This is a genomic window from Mycobacterium sp. 852002-10029_SCH5224772, from assembly GCF_001667315.1.
Lineage (GTDB): Bacteria > Actinomycetota > Actinomycetes > Mycobacteriales > Mycobacteriaceae > Mycobacterium.
Map to the genome: position 1 here is coordinate 1 of NZ_LZHT01000085.1, position 26,034 is coordinate 26,034.

A 26,034-nucleotide genomic window follows, 5' to 3' on the forward strand; every position below is an offset into this window, starting at 1 on the left:
GGGGCGGTTGGCGGCCGGGTGGAGCGCGCCGAGATTGGACGATACGACGGTGGCGGCGCCGCCGGTGACCACGCTGAGCAACCGCCGAAAGACCGGCTTCGGGATCAGGGGAACCAGGGGCAGCAACGCCCACCGCTCGTCGGGCACGTCGTGGTGGCGAACCAGCGCCTGCTTGATCGCGGCGCGGATCTCGCGCAGGTCCGTGGTGATCGCCGCGGGGCCCAGCGTGACGTCGACGTTGGTGACCGCGTTGGCGCGGGTGTCGCCGGGGGCGCGTTCGTTGACGGGCATCCCCACGTTGACCGAACCATCGGCGGCCACCCGCCCCACCCGCTGGGCGAGGTGGGCCGCCAGCCCGGCCAGCAGCGCGTTGCTCGTGCCGCCCAAGGCGTTTGCGCGGGCGTCCCATTCGTCGGCGCCGACAAAGATCGTTTCCATCGGGAGGGTGATGCGGTCGTCCGGTGCGGTGGCCGGTGCGGGTCGCTTCCCGCGTGGCGCGGCCGCGACACCGTCGCGGCCCTGCCGAAGCATTCGGATCGCTGCGCCGATCGCGCGGCCGACATCGCCGGTGTCATGCGTTGTTTGGCGCGCGTCCTCGCGCAGGGCCCGCCACCGCCGTCGGGATCCGGCAACGGGCCAGCGGATTTCGTCGTCGCGACCGCAAGCCGCGTCGGCGATGGCCTCGCAAAGCCCGACGCCGTCGGTGAGGCAATGCGTGGTGACCAGGCTCACCACCGCGCCGCCGTCGCTCAGCGGGAGAGTCGCCAGGTGCCATCCGGGCCCGTGCTCGGCGTCCAGCCGCTTGTTGGCCTGCACGTGCAGCCACGCGTCGACATCCTCAGGCGGCCGCGGCGTCGCGACGATCTCGAGGGCGCGGCGCTCGCCGGTCGTTACCCAGCGGTGGCGGCCGAACGGCAGGGCGGAGCGCTCGACGCGCCGGGACAGCCGCCCCCGGCCGAGGTGCCGGTGGAACTCGCGCAGGCCGCCGATGTCGACGCCGCGGTCATACACCCAGACGCACTGCAGCAGGCTGGTGGCTCCCGTCGCCCGCTCACCAAGAAAGAGGGTTTGGTCGGCCAGGTCCAGCACGGTGCTCATCGTTACGCCGCTTCGTTGTCGTCGGTGTTGGGCGTCGGGGCGAGGGGTTCCTCCGAGTTCACCTGGGGTGTAACCACAACCGGCTCGTCCGAGGTGGGCCTGGCGACGCGTGCGAACACCTGGATCAGCGTCGCGATGTAGTGGAGCACCGACTCGCGCGCAATCGCGTTGTCCGGGAAGGACATCGTCACCGTGGTGTTTGCGGTTTGGCGGTTGATCCATATGTTCACCCCGCCGTGGGACAGACTGTCGCCGTAGGTGCCGAACTTGGTCTCCGCCCATAACCCGTTGAGGGGAATCCTGCGGAAATCGAGGAATGACAACATCATCGGCAGCTGCGTAGGCAGTTTGATGCCCAGTTCGTCCGGTGTCGCCAATTCCAGCACCCGCTCGACCGGCACGTCGGCGAGGCGCTGAGCGTCGTCGAACGACTTTTGCGCCGTCCTGGCCGCCTGGGCGAACGTCTCGCCGGCGGTCGGCACGGTGATCGGGATCAGGCTGGCGAACCAACCCACGGTCATCGAATCGACGCCCGGGCTACGGGTGTCCTTGGCCGTGAATCCGTGATAGGTCTGCTTGCCGGTCAATTCGTGCTCGGCCAGACCTGTGCAGGCCAGCACGCCCCCGATGAACCGGGCGCCGGCGGCCGCGCAGGCGGCGTCGAAAGCCTCCGTGTCGGCCGCATCCATGAGCTCGACCGTCAACAGGTCGCCCTTGGTGCTGGCCCACGTGTCACCAAGGGGTAGCGGGAAACTCGGCCAGTCACCGTCGGTGTCGCGCGCGAACGCGATCCAGTCCTTGATCTCGGGCGACGACAGGGTCAAAGTCGCAGCCTTCTCGCGTTGGCGCACAACGTAGTCGCGATAGCTGCGGACCTCCGGAAGGACGGCGGGCTGGTGCCCGGTCTGCGCCAGTTCCTGATACATCAGGTGGATGTCGAGGAAGATGAGGGCGGCGGACAAACCGTCGATGTGCAGGTGGTCGACGCTCGCGTAGAACGTGAAATAGTCGGTGTGCTGGACGATTCCGTAGGTGAAGCAGCCCCACTCGAGGGTGTCGGGGGTCGTGGTCAAGGCGTGGGCGCGGACTTGATCCGCGGTCTTGTGGCCGAGCGCCACGGGAACGAACTCGATCGCTGCCGGATCGTCGATCACGCGGCGCACGAAGGCGCCGTTGTCGTATTCGAACCAGTTGTGATAGGTGTCCTGGCGACGCACGTGGGCGTTGACCGTCGACGTCATCGCGGGAATGTCGCAGGTGCCGAGGATGTTCCACGCGACGATCATCAGGCGCGGTAGCTGCCGGTTCATGGCCTTGCCTTGGTAGGAGGCCCAGAGGTGTTGATTCTGTTGATAACTCGGTGCTAGGTCGCTTCGCCGCGCGGCGCGCGCCGCTTCGCGTGCGGCGGGCGCGGCCATCCACATCGTGACCGGGCCGTGTGGCGGTTGCCATTCGTTGATGTTTCCGAGTGCGACCATTCCTCGAGTCCTTGTGCTGTGTGATAACGACGTTTGTACGGCGGTCTAAGGCGTAACGGAAGTGCGCTTGGCGCTTGGCTTTTCGAGGATCGTCGATGTGTGTCGCGCGTGAAAATTTCCGGACGGACTTTTGCCTGTGGTGGCTGAACTACCCCGCCGCTCATACCCCTTATGTCGCTGCCGTGGACGCTAGCTGACGCAGGCGAAGATTTCGCGGTTTTGAAAAGACTCGCATTCTTCCGCGAGATCGCCCGCGGTGCAGTAATCTTTCGTGCCCCACCGGGTCGCGACGGCGCCCCCGGCAGCCCCTGCGCGCGACGATTTATCGCCGATTCGGCTGTCTATGCCCGCAACTCGGGATGGAGCTGTTCAGCCCTCGAGCATCCTCCGGGTCGGGCCAAACCTTCACCGCCTCACGGGAACAGCGGCAGATCCCAGAGCCGCATGCCGGGACGCAGCAGCCACAGCCGCATCATGGTGAGCCGCATGATGCGCAGGGCGCTGAAGATCATGAAGATCGCCAGCGGCACCTCGATCAGCACCGCGGTGATCACCGACAGCCACACGTCCCTGGGCCCGGCGGTCATCAGGTCGAACCACGCGTCGCAGATCAGCAGCACCCCGGTGGTGAACGCGGCGGGCACCAGCAGTTGGCGGCGCAGATACCCGAGGGCGGCCGTCGTGAGCATGAACGTGACCAGCAGCACATCGAAGCCGACCCAGGTGACCGGCCAGTTGTGGGCGACGTACTTGTCGGGCAGCGTCACGGACAGATACCCCAGCCAGGGAACCATCGCCACGGCGCCGCCGATCATCAAACCCAATCGGACGCGCCGCACCCGGGCCAGGAACTCCGGGTCAATGACGTCGCCCAGGGGGCGCTCCAGCCGGGAGATGAGGTCCCGCCGCTGCCCGGGCGTCAGTTCCGCGATCTGTGCATCGGTCAAAATGCCGTCGGTCATCAGTGGCATCCTCCCGCTCGCTCGCGGCGGCGCGATCAGTGGGCGGCGCCCACCGGGGGCCGGCGGTCCGCCGCGGTCTTGGGCACGGCCTGGGCGTCGCCGCTTTCGAATTCCTTCACCCAACAGGCGAACTCAAGGGTAATGCCATCGGGGTCCTGGAAGTAGAACGAGCGCACGTAGACGCCGGGATGCACGGTCGCGGACACCTGCATGGGGCTTTCGTCATGGTTGAGCACCGGGCCGACCCGCACCCCTTTGTCCTTGAGTCGCTGGCGGTAGGCGTCGAACTTCTCGGCCGGCACGTGGAAGGCCAGGTGGTTCATCGTGCTGACCGCGCTGGTGATGTCGCCGATCCCCGGGATGGCGCCCGGCGACGAGATTCCCGGCACCCGATCCGGTGCATCGGCGAACCAGAAGAAGGCGACGCAATCGCCGTTGCCGGCGTCGAAGAAGAAGTGCTGGCCCGCCCCGCCGGGCAGATCGAGCGACTTGATCAGCGGCATGCCCAGGATATTGGTGTAAAAGTCCACGGTTTTGGCCATGTCCGAACACACCAGCGCGACATGGTTGATCCCGCCGAGTTCGAATTCCGCGTTGGTGTTGTGCGGCTTGATCATCGTGCGACTCCCCTCGGTTCCCGGCTCGACGAGCCTGGCCAAGATCCAAATCTGAATCTAACATCAGATTTAGTTTTGGCCCAGGGAGGTGCGCAGGTGTCCACCGCGCCATCCCCTGCTGACCGGCGCGGGCCGCCCGCGGAGTTGCCCACGCATCGCGGCAGGCGGACACAGGCCGCGATCGACACGGCCGCGCGGGCGGTCATCGCGCGCAAAGGCGTCCTGGCCACGACCATCGCCGACATCGCCGCGGAGGCCGGCCGCTCGGCGGCGTCCTTCTACAACTACTACGAGTCCAAGGAGGCGATGGTGCGCCAGTGGGCCCTGCGCTTCCGCGACGAGGCCAACGAGCGCGCACTGTCGGTGACCCAACACGGTTTGACCGACCGCGAGCGCGCGTACGGGGCCGCCGCCGCGCACTGGCACACCTACCGCAATCGGCTCGCCGAGGTGATCAGCGTGTCACAGCTGGCGATGATCAACGACGACTTCGCCCAGTACTGGTCCGAAATCTGCTCGATACCAATATCTTTCATCGCGGAGTCGGTCCGCCGCGCACAAACCGAGGGTCATTGCCGCGACGACGACCCACAACTGATCGCCGAGGCGATCGTGGCGATGTTCAATCAGTTCTGCTACATCCAGCTCGGTTCGGCACGTTCCGGGGAACCCGACGACCAGGCCTGCATCCAAACCTTGGCCAACATCTATTACCGGGCCATCTACACCAGTGAGGAGGACCGCTGAATTGACACATCGAACCGGTGCCGGAGTGATCCGCGAGTTCGTCGGACTGCCGTCGCGCACCGCTGGGCGCGCGGGCGCCGGCGGGCACCCCTGCCAGGGCCTGTATTACCGGGGGGTGGGGCGCAAACCCAAGGTGGCCATGATCGCCGCGCACTACCAGATCGACTTCTCCGAACACTATCTCGCGGATTACATGGCCACGCGCGGCATCGGCTTTCTCGGCTGGAACACCAGGTTCCGCGGCTTCGAAAGCAACTTTCTGCTCGATCACGCGCTGGTGGACATCGGCGTCGGGGTGCGCTGGCTGCGCGAGGTCCAGGGTGTGGATACCGTTGTGCTGCTGGGCAATTCGGGGGGCGGCTCGTTGATGGCCGCCTATCAGTCTCAGGCCTTCGAGCCGAACGTGACGCCGCTGGAGGGCATGCGCCCGGCGGCCGGGGTGACCGAGTTGCCGCACGCCGACGGCTATGTGGCCACCGCCGCCCACCCCGGGCGACCGGAGGTGCTCACCGCCTGGATGGACGCCGCCGTCGTCGACGAGAACGATCCCGTCGCCACCGACGCCGACCTCGACCTGTTCAACGAGCGCAACGGCCCGCCCTACACGGCGGAGTTCCTCGCCCGGTACCGCACCGCGCAGGCCGCGCGCAACCACGCCATCACCGATTGGGCCGAAAGGGAGCTCAAACGCGTTCGTGCGGCGGGGTTTTCCGATCGCCCGTTTTCCGTGATGCGAACCTGGGCGGACCCCCGCATGGTCGATGCCGGCATCGAGCCGACCAGACGGCAACCCAACATGTGCTACGCGGGCGTCCCGGCCAAGGCGAACCGCTCGGCGCACGGCATCGCGGCGACCTGCACGCTGCGCAACTGGCTGGGCATGTGGAGCCTGCGGGTGGCGCAGACCCGGGCCGAACCGCACTTGGCCCGGGTCAGATGTCCCGCGCTGGTGATCAACGCCGAGGCCGACACCGGCGTGTTTCCCTCTGACGCGCAACGCATCTTCGACGCCCTCGCCGGCACCGACAAAACCCAGACCTCGGTGGACACCGACCACTACTTCACCACCCCGGGCGCCCGCACCGAGCAGGCCGACATCATCGCCGGCTGGATCAAAAAGCGGTGGCGCTAGCCAATGGTGGTGGCGACCCGCTGCGCCCGGCTCCACCGCGCTTGCGATCGCCACGATCCCATGTCGTCAACCAACCGACTGGTTGTTAGCTTGGAAGGTACTTGGCCGACACGGCGTCCTGCAGCAACGGAAGGCGACCAATGCCGATCGCGATAAATCCCGAGCATCAAGAACTGGCCGATTCAGTGCGATCGCTGGTAGCGCGCATCGCGCCGTCCGAGACGCTGCACGAGGCGATGGAGACGCCGCTGGAAAAGCTCGTCAACCCTCCGCCGTATTGGCAGCCCGCGGCCGAGCAAGGCCTGCAGGGCGTCCATCTCGCCGAATCCGTAGGCGGGCAGGGCTTCGGCATCCTCGAGTTGGCCATCGTGCTGGCGGAATTCGGTTACGGAGCGGTGCCCGGCCCCTTCGTCCCGTCGGCGATTGCCAGCGCCCTGATCTCCGCGCACGACCCGGACGCGAAGGTGCTCGCCGCGCTGGCGTCGGGCGCCGAGATCGCCGCCTACGGTCTGAATTGCTGCGCGCTGACCGCCACCCGGCAGGGCAATTCGCTGGTCATCCGCGGCGAACTCCGCGCGGTCGCGGCCGCGGCGCAGGCCTCGCTGCTGGTGCTCCCCGTCGCGATCGACAGCGGCGAGGCGTGGGTGGTGCTGCGCGCCGACCAGCTCGAGATCGAGCCGGTGAAAAGCCTGGACCCGTTGCGGCCCATCGCCGACGTGCGCGCCAACGCCGTAGAGGTCGGCGACGACGTCGTGTTGACCAACCTGAGCATGGGCACCGCGCACGCGTTGATGACGACGCTGCTGTCCGCCGAAGCCATCGGCGTGGCGCGTTGGGCGACCGACACCGCGTCGCACTACGCCAAGATCCGTGAGCAGTTCGGCCGGCCGATCGGCCAATTCCAGGCCATCAAGCACAAGTGCGCCGAGATGATCGCCGACACCGAGCGGGCCACCGCGGCGGTGTGGGATGCCGCCCGCGCGATCGATGAGGCCCGCGAAAACCATTGGGACACTACAAGTTCCCATGTCGAGTTCGCCGCCGCCGTGGCCGCGACACTGGCGCCGGCGGCCGCCCAACGATGCGCGCAGGATTGCATCCAAGTGCACGGCGGGATCGGCTTCACCTGGGAGCACGACACGAACGTGTACTACCGCCGGGCGCTGATGCTGGCCGCGTCCTTCGGCCGCAGCTCGGACTACCCGCAAAAAGTGGTCGACACCGCGACCACCACGGGGATGCGCGCGGTGGACATCGACCTGGACCCCGACACCGAGAAGTTGCGGGCGGAGATCCGGGCCGAAGTGTCGGCGCTCAAGGAGATCGAGCGCGAGCAGCGCAAAGTCGCCATCGCCGAGGGCGGGTGGGTGCTGCCGTATCTGCCCAGGCCGTGGGGCCGGGCCGCCGGGCCGGTAGAGCAGATCATCATCGCGCAGGAATTCGCCGCCGGGCGGGTCAAGCGGCCACAGACCGGCATCGCCACCTGGATCGTCCCGTCGATCGTGGCGTTCGGCACCGACGAGCAAAAGCAGCGGTTCTTGCCGCCGACCTTCCGCGGCGAAATGGTGTGGTGTCAGCTGTTTTCCGAACCGGGCGCCGGTTCGGACCTGGCCGGCCTCACCACGAAGGCCACCCGGACCGACGGTGGCTGGCGCATCACCGGCCAGAAGATCTGGACCACCGCCGCGCAATTCTCGCAGTGGGGCGCACTGCTCGCGCGGACGGACCCCAGCGCGCCGAAACACAGTGGCATCACGTACTTCCTGCTGGACATGCGCAGCGAGGGCGTGGACGTCAAGCCGCTGCGCGAGCTCACCGGTAACGCCATGTTCAACACCGTCTACATCGACGACGTGTTCGTGCCGGACGAGTGCGTGCTGGGCGAGGTGAACCGGGGCTGGGAGGTCAGCCGCAACACCCTCACCGCGGAGCGGGTGTCGATCGGCAGCAGCGAGGCGAACTTTCTGGCCACGCTGTCGCAGTTTGTCGAGTTCGTGCGCGACGGCCAGTTCGACCAGGTCGCGCAGCACCGCGCCGGGCAGTTGATTGCCGAGGGCCATGCGGCCAAGGTGCTCAACCTGCGCTCCACGCTGCTGACGCTGGCGGGTGGGGACGCGATGCCGTCGGCGGCGGTCTCCAAGCTGCTGTCGATGCGCACCGGACAGGGTTACGCCGAATTCGCGGTCTCCTCGTTCGGCACCGATGCCGCTATCGGCGACACCGACCAACTGGCCGGCAAATGGGGCGAGTACCTGCTGGCCAGCCGCGCGACCACTATTTACGGCGGAACGTCGGAAGTGCAACTGAACATCATCGCGGAACGGTTGTTGGGCCTGCCGCGCGATCCGTAAACCGGACGCAAAATGGGCCATGCCGACCTGACTAAGTCAGGCCGGCATGGATCCCCCCATACGCGGGCCGCCCATCCCGAGGGTTGGCGTGTCGGCGATGGTCGGCTACCGCGCGGAGATGGTGGTCACCACCACCAGTTCACCCAGTGCTGGGGGTGGGCCCAATAGCCACCGCCATGGCCCCAGCCACCGTGGCCCCAGCCGCCGTTCCCCCAGCCGTTCCCCCAGCCGCCATGTCCCCGACCATCATGGCCACCCCAGCCGTGACCGCCGGGGCGGTCCGGAATGAAGCCCGGACCGCTGTGCGGCCCAGCACTGGCGAAACTTGTGGAGGGACCTGGGACGGGGGCGGCCTGAGCCACCGGGGCGCCGCCGAACAGCAGCGCGCCTGCCACCGCTCCGGCGCCCACAACAGCCGCGGCCGCGCCGCGTGGCGATAGTGACGAAATCATCGGCGCTCCTTTCAAAGATTTGGTATCGATGCTTAGAACGCTAGCCCGACATTTCTCAGCGAACAAGCGAATTCGGCGAATATCCCGTGTGAATTGCGCAACAATGCCTCGAATGCAGGCGAATGTATGACGCATTCATCCATGCGTATTTCCGCAATTCATTTATCCGCAAGTACTGATTAGAGGCGGCCGTATTGGCTCATCGATGCAGCTAACGACCGCTCTACTGATGTACTGGCCCGCTACCCGCGTATCTACTGACGTCACACTTTGCGTAACTGCATATCCACTGAGTCCCGGTCAAATGGCTGCACATAGGTCCGCTGACGAATGTAGCCATCCCCCGCCTTTCCGTCGCACAGCTATGCTTTACAATTTGCTCTTCACCTGCACTCGGAGGCGTGGAATCGCGCACAAATCCGCCGGCGCCCACCCGGGCCGTCCGCGGCCCGGCGACGCGACTTACGCTGGCGTCGGTGAGAGAATCAGTATTGACACACAGGCGACCAGCGCTGATCTACTGATTCGCACTCACGGAGGAAGACACCGAAGTGAACTTCAAGCCCAGCCCCAACGGACCCGGCGCCGGCTCCTTTCGCGCCCCCACCCCGTCCGCCGGCCCCTCCGGAGACGCCGCCCCGACCGAGCGCCTCAGCCTCGGGCAGCCACGCGGCCAGCGGGTAGCCGGCCAGCCGTCGGCCGACCAGGCGGGGCGCACCCAGCGAACCCGCCGGACCGTCGACCTGGCGGCGGCGACCCACCGGGCCCTCGACATCTGGCAGCGCGAAGCGGCCGACCGGCTGGGCGTCGCCCGGGTGACCGGACAAGAGGTGCTGACCGCGCTGATCGACCAACTGCTGGTCGACCCGAAGCTGACGGCCCAGATCACCCGGGCCATCAAAGATCGCCGCTGAGGTTAGTCGATCTCCATTTCGCGCAGCTCGCGCTTGAGGACCTTGCCCGTGGGGTTGCGCGGCAGTTCGTCGAGGAAGACGACCTCCCGCGGCACCTTGTAGCGGGCCAGATGGTCGCGCACGTAGTGCTTGACCGTGTCCTCGTCGAGGTCGGCGCCGTCCTTTTTCACCACGAAGGCGCGCAGGCGGTGGCCCCATTCCTTGTCGTCGACGCCGATCGCGGTGGCCTCCACGACGTCCGGGTGCCCGGTGATGAGGTCCTCGACCTCGGCCGGGAAGACGTTTTCGCCGCCGGAGACGATCATCTCGTCGTCGCGCCCGCTGATGTAGAGCAGACCGTTCTCATCGAAGTAGCCGACGTCGCCGGAGGACAGCAGCCCGTCGATGACCTGCTTCTTGCCCCCGCCGGTGTAGCCCTCGAACGGGAAGGCGTTGCCGACGAAGATGCGACCGACCTCGCCTTGCGGCAGTTCCTTGCCGTTGTCGTCGTAGATCTTGACGCGCACGCCCTTGACGACCGGCCCCACGGTCGATGAGTTGTACTCCAGATGCTTGGGCTCGGCGATGGTCGCAAAGGCGATCTCGGTCGAGCCGTACATGTTGTAGATCACCGGGCCGAGGTCCTTGAGCGACCGTTCCGCGAGGTCGGCCCCCAGCGCCGAGCCCGACACGAACACGATCTTCAGGCTGGACAGGTCGGGCTTAGAGTCCATCTTCTCGACGGCTTCGAGGATCCGCGACAACATCACCGGGACGACGACCATCGCGGTCACCTTGTACTTCTCGATGTCCTGCAGCACCAGCGGCGGCTTGAACTTCCGGCGCAACACCAGCGTCGAGCCCAGGAACATCGCGATCGTGCCGTGCAGATAACCCAGCGCGTGGAACATCGGCGCAGGCAGCGACGTCACCTCGCCGGCCTTGAACGGGACGTGCGACAGGATTCCGCCGACCGGCGCCAAGGTCGGCGGAGTACTGCGGTTCGCGCCCTTGGGAGTCCCGGTGGTCCCGCTGGTCAAGATGATGATCGATGCGTGCCTGGCCGTCTTGGGGGCGGGGTCTTTGCTGCTCCGCTGGATCAGGTCGGCCAGCGTTTCGTCGGCGCTGCCGGACGGCTCGTCACTGTCCGGGTTGGTCCCGAGCGCCCGCAGCTTGCCCAGCTCCGGAGAGGCCTTGCTGACCGCCTTGGAGTACTCGTCGTCGTAGATGATCAGCTTGGCGCCCTCACGCTCGGACACCTCTTTGATCTGCGGACCGGAGAATTCGCTGTTGAGCAGGATGATGCGGGCACCGACCCGCGCGGCCCCGTAGTTGGCGATCAGGAACCACCGAGAGTTGCGGGCCAGGATGGCGATGCCGTCGCCGCCCTTGACGCCCTTGTCGATCAACCCGTTGGCCACCGCGTGCGCCGCCTCGTCGAGTTCCCGGTAGGAGAATTCGCCGTCTTCGTCGATGCACGCCGCTCGGTCGGGGTGGCGCCTCGCGTTGAGGGAGGGCAGCATGCCGAACTCGCCCCATTTGTAGATGTCGGCGGCCATCGCGGCGTAGTTCTGCGGCGGCTCGATTCGGAACGCGCCCGACTCGAAGATTTTGCGCACGTAGTGCAGTTCGGCGGAGCCGCGCTCGACGTACTGGTGCAGTTTCGCGGCGGCCTGAGCGGGCAGGCCGAGGAGGTTAGGCATGGAATCCACCATATGTGACGTCCGTCTCAGCACGGCCAGAAATTCTGGCGAATTAACATGAACCGCATGACCCGTCCGGTTTTGCTGGAGGTGGCCGGGCACGAGGTCACCGTCACCCATCCGGACAAGGTCGTGTTCCCCCGCGTGGACGGCCACAAAACATCCGGCCCCCACACCAAGCTCGACCTGGTCCGCTATTACCTGTCCGTGGCCGACGGCGCGCTTCGCGGTGTGGCCGGGCGCCCGATGATCCTGAAGCGCTTCGTCAAGGGCATCTCGGAAGAGGCGGTGTTCCAGAAGCGCGCGCCGGCGAAACGGCCGGGCTGGGTCGACGTCGCCGAACTCCGTTACGCGCGAGGCACTTCCGCGGCGGAGGCCGTCATCCGCGACGCCGCGGGGCTGGCCTGGGCGGTCAACTTGGGCTGCATCGACCTCAACCCGCACCCGGTGCTCGCCGACGACCTCGATCATCCCGACGAACTGCGCGTCGACCTGGATCCGATGCCCGGGGTCTCCTGGCGGCGCATCGTGGACGTCGCGCTGGTGGCCCGCGAGGTGCTCGAGGACTACGGGCTGACCGCGTGGCCGAAGACGTCCGGGTCGCGCGGCTTTCACATCTACGCCCGCATCGCCCGGTGCTGGGAGTTTCGCCAGGTGCGGCTGGCCGCGCAGACCGTCGCCCGGGAGGTGGAGCGGCGGGTGCCCGAGGCGGCGACCAGCCGGTGGTGGAAGGAAGAACGCGAGGGCGTGTTCGTCGACTTCAACCAGAACGCGAAGGACCGCACGGTCGCGTCGGCGTACTCGGTGCGCGCGACCCCCGACGCCCGAGTCTCGACGCCGCTGCAGTGGGACGAGGTCGCCGACTGCCGGCCCGAGGCGTTCACGATCGACACCGTGCCCGGCCGGTTCGCCGACATGGGTGACCCCTGGGCGGGCATGGAGGACGCGGTCGGCTCACTCGACCGGCTGCTGGTGCTTGCCGAGGAAATGGGGCCCCCCGAGCGCGCGCCGAAGGGGTCGGGCAAGCGCCGCGACGGCGTTAGCGGCCGGCGCCAATCCTCGATGCCGCTGATCGAGATCGCCCGCACCAAAACCAAGGACGAGGCGATGGCGGCGCTGGACACCTGGCGCGACCGCTATCCGGCAGTGGCCGGCCGATTGGAGCCGGCCGACGTCCTCGTCGACGGCATGCGCGGGCCCAGCTCGATCTGGTATCGGATCCGGATCAACCTGCAGCACGTCCCCGAAGAACAGCGGCCACCGCAGGAAGAGCTGATCGCCGACTACAGCCCCTGGAGAAAGGAGGGGAAAAAGGAGGGGCGAAATGACGACGGCGAGCAGCAGCCGTCGAACTAGATCCCCACCCGCGTGACCGCGTTGTGCTTGCGCAGGTAGCAGTACCAGGTGACGCCCAGCAGGGCGAGGAAGAACGCGACGTAGAACCGCAGCGCCGGTTCGATGCTGCCGAACTGCGACTTCGACCAGGCGTAGGCGAGCGGCACGATGAACCCGCCGAAGGCGCCGACCGCCGAAATGACGCCCAACGCACCCGCGGCCTGTCGGCGCATCTGCACCATGGTGTCGGGATCGCCGCCGGCCAGCTCGCCCTTGATCTTGAAGATCCGCGAAATCATCCGGTAGGTCGAACCATTGCCGATGCCCGTGGCGACGAACAAGAACATGAAACTCCCGAAGAACGTCGGCAGGTTGACCGCCCGCACGGACCACAGCGCCGCCGCCGCCCCGATGGCGAGCAGCACGAAGCTGACGGCGGTGAGGCGCGCCCCGCCGATCCGGTCGGCCAGCTTGCCGCCGAGGGGCCGGATCACCGATCCGATCGCGGCCCCGAGGAAGGCCCAGGTCAGCGCGATATCACCGCGGCCGAACACCGTCTTGAGCAGGGTCGGGAAGGCGGCCGAGTAGCCGATGAAGGACCCGAACGTGCCGATGTACAGCAACGACATGACCCAGGTATCGGCATGGCGCAGCGACTGCCACACGGGCTTCACATCGGCCTTGGCTTCGGTCAGGTTGTTCATGAACAGCAACGCGCAGACGGCGGCCACGACGGCCAGCGGCACGTAGCACAGTCCGGCGCGGGACAGGGCCACCCCGCCACCGGCGATGACGATGGGCGGGATGATCTTCTGCACGACGGCGACGCCGACGTTGCCGCCGGCGGCGTTCAGGCCCAGCGCCCAACCCTTGTCCTTCTCCGGGTAGAAGAAGGAGATGTTGGCCATCGACGAGGCGAAGTTGCCACCGCCGAAGCCGGCCGTCGCGGCGATCGCCACCAGGACCCCGAACGGGATGCCGGGATGGCTCACCGCCCAGGTCAACAGCAGGCAGGGGATCAGCAGCAGCGCCGCCGAGATGGTCGTCCAGTTGCGGCCACCGAAAATCGGGACCGCGAACGTGTACGGCAGCCGCAGGAAGGCGCCGACACCGCTGGGGACGGCGACCAGGCACAACGCCTGGCTGGCGGTCAGCGCCCAGCCGGACGCGGCGGGCAGCCCGTGCGGGCCGGCGGTCATCTGCACCACGACGATGCTCCACAACATCCACACGCTGAACCCGACGTGCTCGGCGAAGATCGAGAAGATCAGGTTGCGGCGCGCGATCGCCCTGCCGGTCGTCTCCCAGAACTCGGGGTCTTCGGGCCGCCAGTCGTCGATCCAGTGCCGTCCTGCGGGGCGCTCGCGCGTCGGCGCGGGCTGCGCTGCCGGGCTGATGGTCGTGGTCATCTGATGGGACTCCCTGGGGGTTGCGGGGACGAGGCGCGCGGGTCAGCTTGGCGCCGGGCGGTGACCACTTGACGCTAAAGACGCACTGTTACCGGTCCGGGTGTGCGCGGTTACGTGGGCGATACGCAGAAATTGCACCGGCCCGTCCGCGTTTGTCAGAACTGCGCGACGCGAAGCCTCGACGCGGTGGAGGCGCGGTGCCGATGCGCGGCCAAAGCAGCGCGGCGATGCACTTGCGCGTGCGGAACGCGATACTCTCACGCGATGCGACAGGGATGGAATCGACGGGGATTCTTGCAGCTCGCAGGGGCTTCCGGGGTCGCCGCGGTCACCGGGTTGTCGGCGCTGTCGGCGGGGTGCTCGTCACGGCAGTCGGCCCCCGGCGCCGGGCCGGGATCGGTGACCCTCACCCACCTGTTCGGCCAGACCGTCATCAAGGAACCGCCCAAGCGCGTCGTCAGCGCCGGCTATACCGAGCAGGACGACTTGCTCGCCGTCGGAGTGGTGCCCATCGCGGTGACCAACTGGTTCGGTGACCAGCCGTTCGCGGTGTGGCCGTGGGCCGCGCCCAAGCTCGGCGGGGCGCAGCCCGTGGTGTTGAACCTGGACAACGGCATCCCGGTCGACCAGATCGCGGGCCTGAAACCGGACCTGATCGTGGCCGTCAACGCCGGCCTGGACGCCGACACGTATCAGAAACTGTCCGCGATCGCCCCGACCGTGCCGCAATCCGGCGGGGACGCCTTCTTCGAGCCGTGGAAGGAGCAGGCCACCGCCGTCGGCCAGGCGGTGTTCCAGGCGGACCAGATGAAGTCGTTGATCGACGGTGTCGACCAGAAGTTCACCGATGTCGGGAAGAAGAATCCGCAGTGGACCGGTAAGAAAGCGCTGCTGATGCACGGCGCGCTGTGGCAGGGCACGGTCGTCGCCACCATGGCGGGCTGGCGCACCGACTTCCTGAATCAGATGGGGCTGGTCATCGCCGACAGCATCAAACCGTTCGGCACCGATCAGCGCGCCGTCATCCCGCGTGACCACATCAAGTCGGTGCTCGATTCGGCCGACGTGGTGATCTGGACGACCCGGACCCCGGACGACCAGAAGGCCCTGCTGGCCGACCCCGAGGTGGCCGGGTCGCTGACCACCGCGCAGAACCGCCACATCTTCACCACCAAGGAGCAGGCCGGCGCGATCGCCTTCGCGTCACCGCTGAGCTACCCCCTCGTCGCCGACCAGTTGCCCCCGCTGATCACCAAAATCCTGGGCTAGCGCCCCGGCGGGCGCATCGCGGCTGTTTGAGCGTTTGCTAAGGCAGCTCTGGCAGTGCTCGAAAATCCGGTCGCCGCCCCTCGCACGAGCCCCGATCGCGGGGTTACCGTCGAGTAATGAGCGTGACGGACCTTAGCGACGACCTGACCCGCGACCTGCCCACAGAGCTGGCCGGCAACACGGTCCTGGACTACGGCGATCGAGCGCTGATGGTCCAATGTGGCAGTACCGCAGAGGTTTTGGCGTGGGCGGACGCGCTGCGCTGCGAGCCGATACCGGGCGTGGTCGACGTCGTGCCGGCGGCCCGCACGGTGCTGGTCAAGCTGGACGGCCCCCGCCGCCAGGGTGTCATCCGCCGGCGGCTGCGCACCATGCACGTCACCGCCACGCACGCGGCGCCGTCCGAGCGGCGCGCCGACGTGGTGATCGACGTGGTCTACGACGGCCCCGACCTCGCCGAGGTCGCCGGCCACACCGGGCTGACCATCCCGCAGGTGATCGACGCGCACACCGCTAACCTGTGGCGGGTCGGATTCAGCGGATTCGCGCCCGGTTTCGCGTATCTGGTCGACGGCGACACCCGCCTGCGAGTGCCCCGGCGCCCCGAGCCGCGGACCGCCGTGCCGGCCGGATCCGTCGCCCTCGCCGGCGAATTCAGCGCGATCTACCCGCGCCAGTCCCCCGGCGGCTGGCAACTCATCGGCCACACCGACGCGGTCCTGTGGGATCTGCAGCGCGCCGACCCGGCGCTGCTGATGCAGGGCATGTGGGTTCAGTTCCGGGCCGTCTAGGCCATGGCGATCGGGAAGCAGGTCGGAGGGCGACACCATGACCCGTGGCGATCGCGAGCGCGGCAGAGCCGGGCGAAGCGGGTCGACACCATGACCCGTGGCGATCGCGAGCGCGGCACAGCCGGGCGAAGCGGGTCGACACCATGACTAAGGAGGCAATCGTGGCAACCCTGGAGATCCTCCGCACCGGACCGTTCGCCGTCGTCGAAGACCTCGGCCGGCCGGGACTGGCCCACCTCGGCGTCAGCCGGTCCGGGGCCGCCGACCGGCGCGCACACAAGCTGGCCAACCGGCTGGTCGCCAACCCCGACGACCGCGCCACCGTGGAGGTGACGTTCGGCGGCTTCTCGGCCAGGGTCCGGGGCAGCGACGTCGACATCGCGGTGACGGGCGCCGACACCGATCCGACCGTCGACGGAATCAAGTTCGGCACCAATAGCATTCAGCACGTTCGCGACGGCCAGGTGATCTCCTTGGGTGCCCCGCGGGCGGGGCTGCGGAGCTACCTCGCGGTCCGCGGCGGCATCTGCGCGGAGCCGGTGCTGGGCTCGCGCAGCTACGACGTGATGTCGGCCATCGGGCCGTCGCCACTGCAGGCCGGAGATCGGCTCCCGATCGGTGAGCCCACCGCGGACTATCCCGAGTTGGACCAGGCGCCGGTGGCGGCCATCACCGACACCGTCGTCGAACTGTCGGTGGTGCCCGGGCCCCGCGACGATTGGTTCGCCGATCCCGACGCGCTGGTGCACGCCGATTGGGTGGCATCCGATCGCAGCGACCGGGTGGGAATGCGATTGGTCGGCCGCCCCCTGCAATGCCGCCACCCCGACCGGCAGCTGCCCAGTGAGGGTGCCACCCGCGGCGCAATCCAGGTGCCGCCCAATGGTTTACCGGTGATCCTGGGTCCGGATCACCCCGTCACCGGTGGCTATCCGGTGGTGGGCGTGGTGATCGACGAGGACGTCGACAAGATCGCCCAGGTGCGGCCCGGCCAGACGGTGCGGCTGCACTGGGCGCGGCCACGGATTCCGGTCGGTGCCGCGTCCGGCGCCGGTGTCGCGAGTTGGCCGTTCGGCTAACGCAATTCCGACGGCGCCACCGGCGCTCGACTGTAGGACAGCTCACACTAACCCGCATGCCGGTGTGAGATCACTTGGCGGCAGCCGATATTCGCGTCGACGACCGGCCCTTCAGGGACTTACCAGATAACTGGTAATCAACTAACAGCCGATATCGGCCGCTTCCGGTTGACCCGCTCGCGTCCTAGATGTGAGCATCGGAAGCCACGGCGGGGCATGCCCCTTCATGCGGGGCACCACACGCGTCGGCGCCAGACCCCGAACTGCTTCTAAGGAGAGGGATCGGTATGCATGCACGCGCCAAGTCCATAGACCAACGCGCCCAAGCATTTTCGCCGCGCCGACACCGCCGCATAGCGGACTGGAATCCAGAAGACGCGGCCGCCTGGGAGGGCGGCAACAAAATGATCGCCCGGCGCAATCTGCTCGGCACCATCGCGGGTGACCACGTGGCGTTCTCGATCTGGACGCTGTGGCCCGTCATGGCGCTGTTCATGCCCGGGTCCGTCTACGGCTTCTCCGCCGGCGACAAGCTGTTGCTGGGCGCGGTGGCCACCCTCGTCGGTGGTTGCGCCCGGATTCCCTACACCCTGGGTATCGCCGCCTTCGGCGGCCGCAATTGGACGACGTTCTCCGCCTTGGTGTTACTGATCCCGACGGCAGGCACGATCGCGTTGCTGGCCAATCCCGGTCTGCCACTGTGGCTTTTCGTGCTGTGCGCCGCGCTGACCGGGTTGGGCGGCGGCAACTACGCGGCCTCGCTGGCCAACGTCAACGCCTTCTACCCGCAGCGGCTCAAGGGCGCCGCGCTGGCGCTGAACGCCGGCGTCGCCAACCTCGGGGTCGCGGTCATCCAGCTGGTCGGCCTGCTGGTGCTGGCCACCGCCGGGCATCAGGCCCCGTACTGGGTGTGCGCGATCTACCTGGTGTTGCTGGTCGTCGCGGCGATCGCGGCCGCGTTGGTCATGGACAACATCCCCCACGGCACCCAGCTGAGCACCATGCGTTCGATCCTGTTCGAGCGCGACACCCACGTGATCTCGCTGCTCTACATCGCCACCTTCGGCTCCTGGATCGGCTTCTCCTTCGCCTTCGGCCAGGTGATGCAAGTCCATTTCCTGGAAAACGGGGAGAGCGCCAAGCACGCGGCGCTGCACGCTGCGGAGGTGGCCTTCGTCGGCCCCCTGCTGGGCTCCCTGGCGCGCATCTACGGCGGCCGGCTGGCCGACCGTGTCGGCGGCAGCCGTGTCACGCTGCACGTCCTTGCCGGGATGACCGTAGGCGCCGCGCTGTTGGTCACCGTCAGTGCCCTCGAGGACCATCACGCCATTTCGCGCCCCGTCAGCATGATCGGCGGCGTCGCCGGCTTCCTGGTGCTGTTCATCCTGTCCGGCATGGGAAACGGGTCGGTGTTCAAGTTGATCCCGTCGGTCTATGAGGCGCGCAGTCGCGGGCTGGACATCAGCGAAGCCGGCCGCCGTCATTGGGCGCGCGCGAAGTCGGGATCGCTGATCGGCATCTGCTCCGCCGTCGGCGCGTTCGGCGGCGTAGGAATCAACCTGGCGCTGCGGCAGTCCTACCTGAGCACCGGCACCGAGACGGCGGCGTACTGGGTGTTTCTGGCTTCCTACGTCGGAGCGGCGGTCATGACGTGGATGGCCTACGTCCGGCGGCCCGCCGCGACCCCAGGCCTGTCCGACGCTCGTCCGCAAGCCGAGGCCGCGCATGTGTGAGCGGACTCGCAACACGGGCAATGCCACAGCAATTGCTCGGTAACGCAACCGAAACGTCGCAGGCATACACACTTCATATGGCCCCCCAACTGGCCCCACCAGAGTCCGCGCCGCTGACCGGCTACCGGATCGCTGTCACGTCGGCGAACCGGGCCGAAGAGCTGTGCGCGTTGCTGCGCCGCAACGGCGCGGAGGTCACCAGCGCCGCGGCCATCAACCTCATCGCGCTGCCCGAGGACGAAGAACTGCACCACCACACCGAGGCGGTGATCGCCCAGCCACCCGATATCTTGGTGGCGCACACCGGCATCGGCTTCCGCGGCTGGCTCGCCGCGGCCGACGGCTGGGGCTTGGCCACCCAACTGCTGGCGTCGCTGTCCACGGCGCGGATCGTGGCCCGCGGGCCGAAGGCGACCGGCGCGTTGCGCGCCGCCGGACTGCACGAGGAGTGGTCCCCCGCATCCGAATCGTCGCGCGAAGTCCTGCGATACCTGCTCGACTCGAATGTCGCCGGCAAGCGGATCGCCGTCCAGCTGCACGGCGCGGCCGAAAGCTGGGATCCTTTCCCGGAATTCCTCAACGGATTGCGGGCCGCGGGCGCGCAGGTGGTCCCCCTCCACGTATACCGCTGGAAGCCGACGCCGGCGGGCGGCGAATTCGACCAACTCGTCGCGTCGGTCGCCCGGCGACGGTTCGACGCGGTGACGTTCACCTCGGCACCCGCGGGCGCGGCGCTGCTGGAGCGCAGCCGCGAGTTGGGCCTCGAAGACCTACTGCTGCAAGCGCTTCGCAGCGACGTGCACGCGATGTGCGTGGGCCCGGTCACCGCCCAGCCCTTGATCCGTGCCGGGGTCCCGACGTCGTCGCCCGAACGAATGCGGTTGGGGGCGTTGGCCCGTCACATCGCCCAGGAGCTCCCGACACTTCGGTCGTGCATCATCCGTGCGGGTGGCCACGAGATGGAGATTCGCGGGACCTGTGTGCTGGTCGACGGTTCGCCGCGGTCGCTGTCGGGATCGGGAATGGCGACGCTGCGGGCACTCGCGGAGCGCCCCGGCGACGTCGTCGCGCGCAACGACCTGTTGCGGGTGCTGCCCGGCAACAGCAACGACCCCCACGCCGTCGATACCGCCGTGCTGCGGCTGCGAACGGCGCTGGGCGACAAGAACATCATCGCGACGGTGGTCAAGCGCGGCTACCGGCTCGCGATCGACCATCCCGGTAAATCCCCATGGCACTGATCCTGGTAGCGCACGGCACCCGTAGGCCCGGTGGCGTGACGATGATCGAAGACCTTGCGGCACAGGTGAGTACGCTCGTTCATCGCACGGTCGACGTCGCGTTCGTGGATGTGGTGGGCCCTACCCCCAGCGAGGTCCTCGCGGGGGTGAAGGCCGCCGACCGGCCGGCCATCGTGGTGCCGGCGTTCCTGTCGCGCGGATATCACGTCCGGGCCGACCTGCCCGCCCACGTCGCGATCAGCGGGCATCCGAACGTGACCGTGACCTCCGCGTTGGGCCCGAGCGGCCAGATCGCGCGCATCGTCGGCGATCAGCTGCTCAAATGCGGTTGGCGCCCGGGCGATTCGGTGATTCTTGCGGCCGCGGGCACCTCGGATGACAAGGCGCGGTCTGACCTGCACACCACGGCGACGTTGTTGTCGGCGCTCACCGGGTCACGGGTGAGCCTGGCGTTCGCAGCCACCGGTGACCCGCAACTGCACGAGGCGGTCGAGTGGTCGAGGCGTCGTGGTCCTCGCGGTGGACGCGTCGTGGCCGCCTCCTACCTGTTGGCCGACGGCTTGTTCCAGCAACGGCTGCATTGCTGCGGCGCCGATCTCATCAGTCAGCCGCTGGGGACTCATCCCGGTCTGGCACGCCTGATCGCGAACCGATTCCGCCGCGCCCTGCCGCCCGCCCTGGCCGCCACCGCCCGGCATGCGTCACGCCGTTCGGGCCAGCGTCAGGTCACCCACGCGCGCACGTTGCGGCCAATTCCTTGATCTTTGGTCTCGAACCGGCGATCCTGGCACCATGCCCCGTAGCCGCGAAGAGCCGTCGCCCGGGCTCCTTGACCCCGTCGCCAAGATGCTGCGGTTGCCGTTCGGCACACCGGAATTCATCGACCGGATCGTCACCGGAGGGGTCAACCAGGTAGGCCGCCGGACGCTGGGGATGCTGATCACCACCTGGGATGCCGCCGGGGGCGGGCCGTTCGCGGCGAGCGCCGTCGCATCCACGGGTATGGCCAAGACCGCCGAAATCGTCCAAAGCAATTTCGTGGGCCCGGTGTTCGGCCCGCTGCTGAAAATCCTCGGCGCCGACAAGGCCGCCACGCGGGCCTCGTTGTGCGCCTCTCAGCTCGTGGGCCTGGGCATCATGCGCTACGGCATCCGCTCCGAGCCGCTGCATTCGATGTCGGTGGACGCGCTCGTCGACGCGATCGGACCGACGATGCAGCGCTACCTGGTCGGCGACATCACCCGTTGAAACCTCGCGCGCTCAGGCGGCCCTGGGCTCGTCGTCGCGCGCGATCTGGACGAAGCCGTCGGCGGTGATCCGCACCGGAAACACCGGCACCGAAACATTCGGATCGTCCAGGCAGGAGCCGTCTTCGAGCGAAAACGCCTGCTTGAGGATGGGCGACTGAACCGTGACGCGGCCGTCGCGGTCGCCCACGATGCCGCGGGACAGCACCGCCGCCCCGGAGAACGGGTCGACGTTTCCCACCGCACGCACCGAGCCGTCGTCGAGCCGGAACAAGGCGGCCTGGGAGCCGTCGTCGAGCAGGACGCCGACGCCGCGACCCGGAATGAGGTGGTCGTAAGAGCAAGCGCTCGTCCACACTGCAATGTCGTTGAGAAGCGTCATGATACCTTCCTCGTTCCTCCGGAGTTGGCCGCGCGGACTGTCGGCATGCCAATGGACACAGGGATTTTGCGACCGGCGTGCTCGGTGAATGTCACCGTCGAATCGACGGCGTCGGGAGCGTTGACGAACGACACGAACCGCGACAGCTTGTCCGGATCATCGAGGACCCCCTTCCATTCGCACTTGTAGTTCTGCACATGCCGCTCCATTGCGGCCTCGAATTCTTCCGCCAGGCCCAGCGAGTCGTCGCAGACGACCTCACGCACATGATCCAGACCTCCGTCGAGCGAGTCGACCCACGGCGCGGTGCGCTGCAGCCGGTCGGCCGTCCGGATGTAGTACATGACCAACCGATCGACGTACCGGACCAGCGTCTCGGTGTCGAGGTCGCTGACCAGCAGCTGCGCGTGCTTGGGGGTCATGCCGCCGTTGCCGCCGACGTAGAGGTTCCAGCCCTTTTCGGTGGCGATGACGCCCACGTCCTTGGAGCGGGCTTCGGCGCACTCGCGCGCGCAGCCGGAGACGCCCATCTTGATTTTGTGCGGTGCCCGCAGACCGCGGTACCGCAGTTCGAGGTCGATGGCCAGCTGCACCGAATCCTGCTGCCCGTAACGGCACCAGTCGGTGCCCACGCAGCTCTTCACCGTGCGCAGCGCCTTGCCGTAGGCGTGCCCGGATTCCATGCCGCCGTCCACCAGGCGTTTCCAGATCTCCGGCAGTTGGTCCACCCGCGCACCGAACAGGTCGATCCGTTGGCCGCCGGTGATCTTGGTGTAAAGGCCGAAGTCCTGGGCGATCTGGCCGATCAGGATCAGGTGCTCGGGCTTGATGTCGCCACCGGGGACCCGGGGCACCACCGAATAGCTGCCGTTCTTCTGGATGTTGGCCAGGAAATGGTCGTTGGAATCCTGCAGCGAGGCCTGCTCGCCCTCGAGGATGTGGTCCGAGCCGGTGGACGCCAGGATCGAGGCGACCACGGGTTTGCAGATGTCGCAACCCTTTCCGCGGCCGAAGCGCTCCAGCAGACCGGAGAAGGTCCGCAGCTCGGTGGCGGAGATGATCTCGAAAAGCTCGGCACGCGACTGGCCGAAGTGCTCGCACAGCGCCTTGGACTGCTCGACTCCCTCGGCTTCCAGCAGCTGCTTGAGCAGCGGCACGCAGGACCCGCATGACGTCCCGGCCGAGGTGCACGACTTGAGCGAGGCGACATCGGCGCAGCCGTCGGCGATCGCGCATTTCAGATCGCCCTTGGTGACGTTGTTGCACGAGCAGATCTGCGCCGAATCCGGCAGCGCCCCAATGCCCAACGCCTCACCGCCGCCGGAGGACGTCGGGGCGATCAGCGCGAGCGGATCCCCGGGCAGTTCGCTGCCGACCATGGGCCGCAGCACCCCGTAGGACGAGGCATCACCGACCAGGACGCCGCCGAGTAGGGTCCTGGCGTCGTCGGAGAGCACCAGCTTGGCGTACGTCCGGTTGACCGCGTCGTTGACGGCGACCTCGAGGCAGTTCTCGGTGACCCCCATCGCGTCACCGAAGCTGGCGACGTCGACGCCGAGCAGTTTGAGCTTCGTGGACAGGTCCGCCTCGCCGAACTCCGCGACGCCGTCCAGCAGCCGGTCGGCCACCACCTCGGCGGACGTGTAGCCCGGCCCCACCAAGCCGTAGCACAGGCCGCCGATCGCGGCGACCTCGCCGATCGCGTAGATGTCGGGATCGCTTGTCCGGCAGGACACGTCGGTGAGCACCCCGCCCCGCTCGGCGCGCGTCAGCCCGGCGGCGACCGCCAGCTCGTCGCGCGGCCGGACGCCGGCCGCGAAGATCACCAAGCCGGCGTCGACTTCCTGGCCGTCGGTCAGGCGCACCCGCACCGAGGTGGAGCCGTCCGGGTGGTCGACCGATTCGATCGACGCGGTGCCCGCACCCACATGGACGGAGATGCCGAGGTCGCCGACCATCCGGGCCAGCAGCGCACCGCCGGCCTCGTCGATCTGCTGGGCCATCAGTCGCGGCATCATCTCGACGACGTGGGTCCGCAATCCGAACTGGCGCAGCGCATTAGCGGCTTCCAGCCCCAGGAGACCGCCGCCGATGACCACGCCCGCGGTGGCGTGCGAGGTTTCCGCCGCGCGCTGGGCATCGGCGCGGATCGCGTCGAGGTCGTCGAGCGTGCGGTACACGTGGCACGCGGGCAGATCGTGGCCGGGTACCGGCGGCACGAACGCGTAAGACCCGGTCGCCAGGACCAAGGTGTCATAGTCGTGGCGCTGGCCGTCGGCGGTGAGTACCGACTTTGTGGCGCGGTCGATTTCGGTGACCCGCTGGTTCAGTACCAGCCGGACCCGCTCGTCCCCCGCGTACTCGTTGCCGGGTAGTGCGAGCAGCTTGCGATCCCAGCTTTCGGTGTAGGAGGTCAGCCCCACCCGGTCATAGGCCGCGTCGGTCTCCTCGGCGAAAACCGTGATGCGCCAACGCCCTTCGGAGTCGCGGGCGCGGAGCGCCTCGACGAACCGGTGCCCCACCATGCCATGTCCGACTACGATGATGTGACGCTGCGCACAGTTTGCGCGCGAAATCCCGTCTGCAGACATGGCTTTGAGAGTAACGGCCAGAAATTACGTCTCTTTCGCACAATGTGACAGTCCTATGACGAGGATCTCACAACTCACAGGGACGGCTGTGAGTGATTGTTCGCTGCCGGCGAACGGCCAGCTGGAACTTAAGCGTGGTCGACTCATGTTTCTACTAGTAGCCGGTCGTGGCAGAGCCGGTCACAGGAATCTCACAACGAAGATCAAGGAATTGAAAGGGAAGCACCATGAGCAACCTCGCACTGTGGTCGCGACCGGCCTGGGACACCGACCGGTGGCTGCGCGACTTTTTCGGCCCCGCCGCGGCGGCGGACTGGAACAACCCGGCGACCAGCGGCTTCAAGCCCGCCGCCGAGATCGTCCGGGACGGCGACGACGCGATCGTACGGGTCGAGCTCCCGGGCGTTGACGTCGACCAGGACGTGAACGTCGAGGTGGAGCCCTGGCACGGGATGAGCCGACTGGTCATCCACGGCGAACACCGCGACGAGCACGCGGAGGAGAAAGACGGCCGCACACTGCGGGAGATCCGGTACGGGTCGTTCCGCCGGTCGTTCCAGCTGCCCGCCCACGTCACCAGCGACGCGATCACGGCGACCTACGACGCCGGGGTGCTGACGGTGCGGGTCAGCGGTGCGTACGCCGGGAACCAGGCGCAGCGCATCTCGATCACCAAGTAACCGCCGAAAAGCCGCAAGGGCCCCCGCACGCACGGCGTGCCGGGGGCTTTTGTGTCTGCTCGGCGTCAGCCCCAGCGGGCGAGCAGTTCGTTGGCCCGGCCCGTCAGCGCGGCCTGCAGGAAGGGCCCGAAGCTGATCCGCGCCACGCCCAGCGGACCGAAGGACGCCGGGTCGTCCTCGTCAGGCAGCGCGATCGCATTGACCGGCAAGACCAACTCGGCGGTCAGGCGCCGCAACGTGTCGGGGTGGTGACGCCCGACCGGGTACAGAACGTCGGCGCCGGCGGCCGCGGCCAGATTCAGCCGCGCCACGGCGCGGTCGACGCGGTCGGACTCCTCGCCGTCCTGGCGCAGAAACAGATCGGTTCGGGCATTGATGACCACATGGACCCCGGCCGCGTCGGCGGCCGACCGCAGCGCGCCGACCAGTTCGGCGTGTTCGTCGGCGGACCGCAGTCGCTTGCCCTGCGAGTGCACGGTGTCCTCGATGTTCAGCCCGACGGCCCCGACGCCCAGCAAGCCCTCGATCAGGCGGTCCGCCGGGAGTCCGTAGCCGGATTCGACGTCCACCGACACCGGGACGTCGACCGCCGCGGTGATCTGCGCGACGCGATCCAGGACGTCGTCGAACGACATGCCCTCGTTGTCCGGTTTGCCGATCGAGTCCGCCATCGGATGGCTGCCCACCGTGAGCGCCACGAATCCGGCGCCGGCGGCCAGGCGCGCCGACCAGGCGTCCCACACCGTCGGCAGGATGACCGGGTTCCCCGGCCGATGCAGCCTCAACAGGGCGGCGGCGCGCTCGGCAGGCGTGGTGGGGCCCGTCATAAGTGTTTGCTCCCTTG

Annotated in this window: 22 protein-coding genes and 1 pseudogene; 14 read left to right on the forward strand and 9 right to left on the reverse strand. The window is 67.8% G+C overall.

The genetic code is table 11. The annotated features are described in order from the left end of the window. The 4 genes from A5775_RS15435 to A5775_RS15450 all read right to left on the reverse strand — a co-directional run. A partial coding sequence (locus tag A5775_RS15435) for a hypothetical protein (RefSeq protein WP_067253866.1) occupies positions 1-1,098 on the reverse strand: 1,098 nt, incomplete at its 3' end. Positions 1,099-1,100: 2 nt separating this feature from the next. Then, positions 1,101-2,576, reverse strand: coding sequence for a condensation domain-containing protein (locus tag A5775_RS15440; RefSeq protein ID WP_067253869.1), 1,476 nt, complete (start codon positions 2,574-2,576; stop codon positions 1,101-1,103). Between the two features lie 413 nt (positions 2,577-2,989). Then, positions 2,990-3,538: a hypothetical protein gene (locus tag A5775_RS15445; protein ID WP_067254098.1), complete on the reverse strand. Its 549-nt coding sequence runs from the start codon at positions 3,536-3,538 to the stop codon at positions 2,990-2,992. Between the two features lie 35 nt (positions 3,539-3,573). Further along, on the reverse strand, positions 3,574-4,155 hold the full coding sequence (locus A5775_RS15450; RefSeq protein ID WP_067253873.1) for a VOC family protein: 582 nt from the start codon (positions 4,153-4,155) through the stop codon (positions 3,574-3,576). Between the two features lie 96 nt (positions 4,156-4,251). On the opposite strand from A5775_RS15450, the gene A5775_RS15455 reads away from it, so the two are divergent. The 4 genes from A5775_RS15455 to A5775_RS15470 all read left to right on the forward strand — a co-directional run bounded on the left by A5775_RS15455 (position 4,252) and on the right by A5775_RS15470 (position 9,751). Continuing rightward, a complete protein-coding gene (locus A5775_RS15455) occupies positions 4,252-4,902 on the forward strand; it encodes a TetR/AcrR family transcriptional regulator (protein WP_067253876.1) in 651 nt (216 codons plus the stop codon). A 1-nt stretch (position 4,903) separates the two neighbouring features. Further along, positions 4,904-6,034, forward strand: coding sequence for an alpha/beta hydrolase (locus A5775_RS15460; RefSeq protein WP_156660716.1), 1,131 nt, complete (start codon positions 4,904-4,906; stop codon positions 6,032-6,034). Between the two features lie 140 nt (positions 6,035-6,174). Then, positions 6,175-8,385 carry an acyl-CoA dehydrogenase gene (locus A5775_RS15465; protein WP_067253883.1) on the forward strand — a complete coding sequence of 737 codons (2,211 nt, stop codon included), beginning with the start codon at positions 6,175-6,177 and terminating at the stop codon, positions 8,383-8,385. 1,003 nt (positions 8,386-9,388) lie between these two features. Continuing rightward, positions 9,389-9,751 (forward strand): ATPase, encoded by a 363-nt coding sequence (locus A5775_RS15470; protein ID WP_067253887.1) that lies wholly within the window; start codon positions 9,389-9,391, stop codon positions 9,749-9,751. Between the two features lie 2 nt (positions 9,752-9,753). Here A5775_RS15470 and fadD2 read toward each other — a convergent pair whose 3' ends face one another. After that, positions 9,754-11,433: a long-chain-fatty-acid--CoA ligase FadD2 gene (gene fadD2 / locus A5775_RS15475; RefSeq protein WP_067254102.1), complete on the reverse strand. Its 1,680-nt coding sequence runs from the start codon at positions 11,431-11,433 to the stop codon at positions 9,754-9,756. A gap of 57 nt (positions 11,434-11,490) precedes the next feature. Here fadD2 and A5775_RS15480 point away from each other — a divergent pair, with 57 nt between their 5' ends. After that, positions 11,491-12,789, forward strand: a complete 1,299-nt coding sequence (locus A5775_RS15480) for a DNA polymerase domain-containing protein (RefSeq protein WP_067253890.1) — start codon at positions 11,491-11,493, stop codon at positions 12,787-12,789. On the opposite strand, the gene A5775_RS15485 is transcribed toward A5775_RS15480, so the two are convergent. Then, on the reverse strand, positions 12,786-14,177 hold the full coding sequence (locus A5775_RS15485) for an MFS transporter (RefSeq protein ID WP_067253893.1): 1,392 nt from the start codon (positions 14,175-14,177) through the stop codon (positions 12,786-12,788). The genes A5775_RS15480 and A5775_RS15485 overlap by 4 nt on opposite strands. A 264-nt stretch (positions 14,178-14,441) precedes the next feature. Between A5775_RS15485 and A5775_RS15490 the strand changes: the two genes are divergently transcribed. From A5775_RS15490 to A5775_RS15520, 8 genes and pseudogenes are all read left to right on the forward strand, one after another. After that, a complete protein-coding gene (locus tag A5775_RS15490; protein ID WP_067253896.1) occupies positions 14,442-15,446 on the forward strand; it encodes an ABC transporter substrate-binding protein in 1,005 nt (334 codons plus the stop codon). Between the two features lie 116 nt (positions 15,447-15,562). Next, positions 15,563-16,237, forward strand: coding sequence for an allophanate hydrolase subunit 1 (locus tag A5775_RS15495; protein ID WP_067253900.1), 675 nt, complete (start codon positions 15,563-15,565; stop codon positions 16,235-16,237). A gap of 44 nt (positions 16,238-16,281) precedes the next feature. Next, positions 16,282-16,379 (forward strand): annotated as a pseudogene (locus A5775_RS26260) (hypothetical protein); the annotation flags it as partial. 19 nt (positions 16,380-16,398) lie between these two features. Further along, positions 16,399-17,316 (forward strand): 5-oxoprolinase/urea amidolyase family protein, encoded by a 918-nt coding sequence (locus tag A5775_RS15500; RefSeq protein ID WP_067254105.1) that lies wholly within the window; start codon positions 16,399-16,401, stop codon positions 17,314-17,316. A 287-nt stretch (positions 17,317-17,603) separates the two neighbouring features. Then, positions 17,604-19,049, forward strand: coding sequence for an MFS transporter (locus tag A5775_RS15505; RefSeq protein ID WP_067253904.1), 1,446 nt, complete (start codon positions 17,604-17,606; stop codon positions 19,047-19,049). A gap of 89 nt (positions 19,050-19,138) precedes the next feature. After that, positions 19,139-20,290 carry a uroporphyrinogen-III synthase gene (locus A5775_RS15510; RefSeq protein ID WP_156660720.1) on the forward strand — a complete coding sequence of 384 codons (1,152 nt, stop codon included), beginning with the start codon at positions 19,139-19,141 and terminating at the stop codon, positions 20,288-20,290. After that, a complete protein-coding gene (locus A5775_RS15515; RefSeq protein WP_067253912.1) occupies positions 20,281-21,051 on the forward strand; it encodes a sirohydrochlorin chelatase in 771 nt (256 codons plus the stop codon). Before A5775_RS15510 ends, A5775_RS15515 begins: the two co-directional genes overlap by 10 nt. Before the next feature lie 31 nt (positions 21,052-21,082). Then, positions 21,083-21,538 carry a hypothetical protein gene (locus A5775_RS15520; protein ID WP_067253915.1) on the forward strand — a complete coding sequence of 152 codons (456 nt, stop codon included), beginning with the start codon at positions 21,083-21,085 and terminating at the stop codon, positions 21,536-21,538. Between the two features lie 12 nt (positions 21,539-21,550). Here A5775_RS15520 and nirD read toward each other — a convergent pair whose 3' ends face one another. Together nirD and nirB are read right to left on the reverse strand one after the other, a co-directional pair. Next, on the reverse strand, positions 21,551-21,919 hold the full coding sequence (gene nirD / locus A5775_RS15525; RefSeq protein WP_067253918.1) for a nitrite reductase small subunit NirD: 369 nt from the start codon (positions 21,917-21,919) through the stop codon (positions 21,551-21,553). Next, positions 21,916-24,510, reverse strand: coding sequence for a nitrite reductase large subunit NirB (gene nirB / locus A5775_RS15530; RefSeq protein ID WP_082953038.1), 2,595 nt, complete (start codon positions 24,508-24,510; stop codon positions 21,916-21,918). The genes nirD and nirB overlap by 4 nt, the downstream gene beginning before the upstream one ends. A gap of 227 nt (positions 24,511-24,737) precedes the next feature. Here nirB and A5775_RS15535 point away from each other — a divergent pair, with 227 nt between their 5' ends. Next, a complete protein-coding gene (locus tag A5775_RS15535; RefSeq protein WP_067253925.1) occupies positions 24,738-25,190 on the forward strand; it encodes an Hsp20/alpha crystallin family protein in 453 nt (150 codons plus the stop codon). A 65-nt stretch (positions 25,191-25,255) separates the two neighbouring features. Here the strand turns inward: A5775_RS15535 and A5775_RS15540 are convergent, their stop codons facing one another. Beyond that, on the reverse strand, positions 25,256-26,017 hold the full coding sequence (locus A5775_RS15540) for an isocitrate lyase/phosphoenolpyruvate mutase family protein (protein WP_067253929.1): 762 nt from the start codon (positions 26,015-26,017) through the stop codon (positions 25,256-25,258). Between the last annotated feature and the right edge of the window lie 17 nt (positions 26,018-26,034).

Excerpts from the sequence above, each read along its gene's own strand:
- fadD2 (WP_067254102.1), bottom strand. The coding sequence starts at position 11,433 with ATGCCTAACCTCCTCGGCCTGCCCGCTCAGGCCGCCGCGAAACTGCAC.
- A5775_RS15440 (WP_067253869.1), bottom strand. The coding sequence starts at position 2,576 with ATGGTCGCACTCGGAAACATCAACGAATGGCAACCGCCACACGGCCCG.
- A5775_RS15495 (WP_067253900.1), top strand. The coding sequence starts at position 15,563 with ATGAGCGTGACGGACCTTAGCGACGACCTGACCCGCGACCTGCCCACA.
- A5775_RS15450 (WP_067253873.1), bottom strand. The coding sequence starts at position 4,155 with ATGATCAAGCCGCACAACACCAACGCGGAATTCGAACTCGGCGGGATC.
- A5775_RS15480 (WP_067253890.1), top strand. The coding sequence starts at position 11,491 with ATGAACCGCATGACCCGTCCGGTTTTGCTGGAGGTGGCCGGGCACGAG.
- nirD (WP_067253918.1), bottom strand. The coding sequence starts at position 21,919 with ATGACGCTTCTCAACGACATTGCAGTGTGGACGAGCGCTTGCTCTTAC.
- A5775_RS15540 (WP_067253929.1), bottom strand. The coding sequence starts at position 26,017 with ATGACGGGCCCCACCACGCCTGCCGAGCGCGCCGCCGCCCTGTTGAGG.
- nirB (WP_082953038.1), bottom strand. The coding sequence starts at position 24,510 with ATGTCTGCAGACGGGATTTCGCGCGCAAACTGTGCGCAGCGTCACATC.
- A5775_RS15485 (WP_067253893.1), bottom strand. The coding sequence starts at position 14,177 with ATGACCACGACCATCAGCCCGGCAGCGCAGCCCGCGCCGACGCGCGAG.
- A5775_RS15515 (WP_067253912.1), top strand. The coding sequence starts at position 20,281 with ATGGCACTGATCCTGGTAGCGCACGGCACCCGTAGGCCCGGTGGCGTG.
- A5775_RS15505 (WP_067253904.1), top strand. The coding sequence starts at position 17,604 with ATGCATGCACGCGCCAAGTCCATAGACCAACGCGCCCAAGCATTTTCG.
- A5775_RS15445 (WP_067254098.1), bottom strand. The coding sequence starts at position 3,538 with ATGACCGACGGCATTTTGACCGATGCACAGATCGCGGAACTGACGCCC.
- A5775_RS15535 (WP_067253925.1), top strand. The coding sequence starts at position 24,738 with ATGAGCAACCTCGCACTGTGGTCGCGACCGGCCTGGGACACCGACCGG.
- A5775_RS15520 (WP_067253915.1), top strand. The coding sequence starts at position 21,083 with ATGCCCCGTAGCCGCGAAGAGCCGTCGCCCGGGCTCCTTGACCCCGTC.
- A5775_RS15490 (WP_067253896.1), top strand. The coding sequence starts at position 14,442 with ATGCGACAGGGATGGAATCGACGGGGATTCTTGCAGCTCGCAGGGGCT.
- A5775_RS15465 (WP_067253883.1), top strand. The coding sequence starts at position 6,175 with ATGCCGATCGCGATAAATCCCGAGCATCAAGAACTGGCCGATTCAGTG.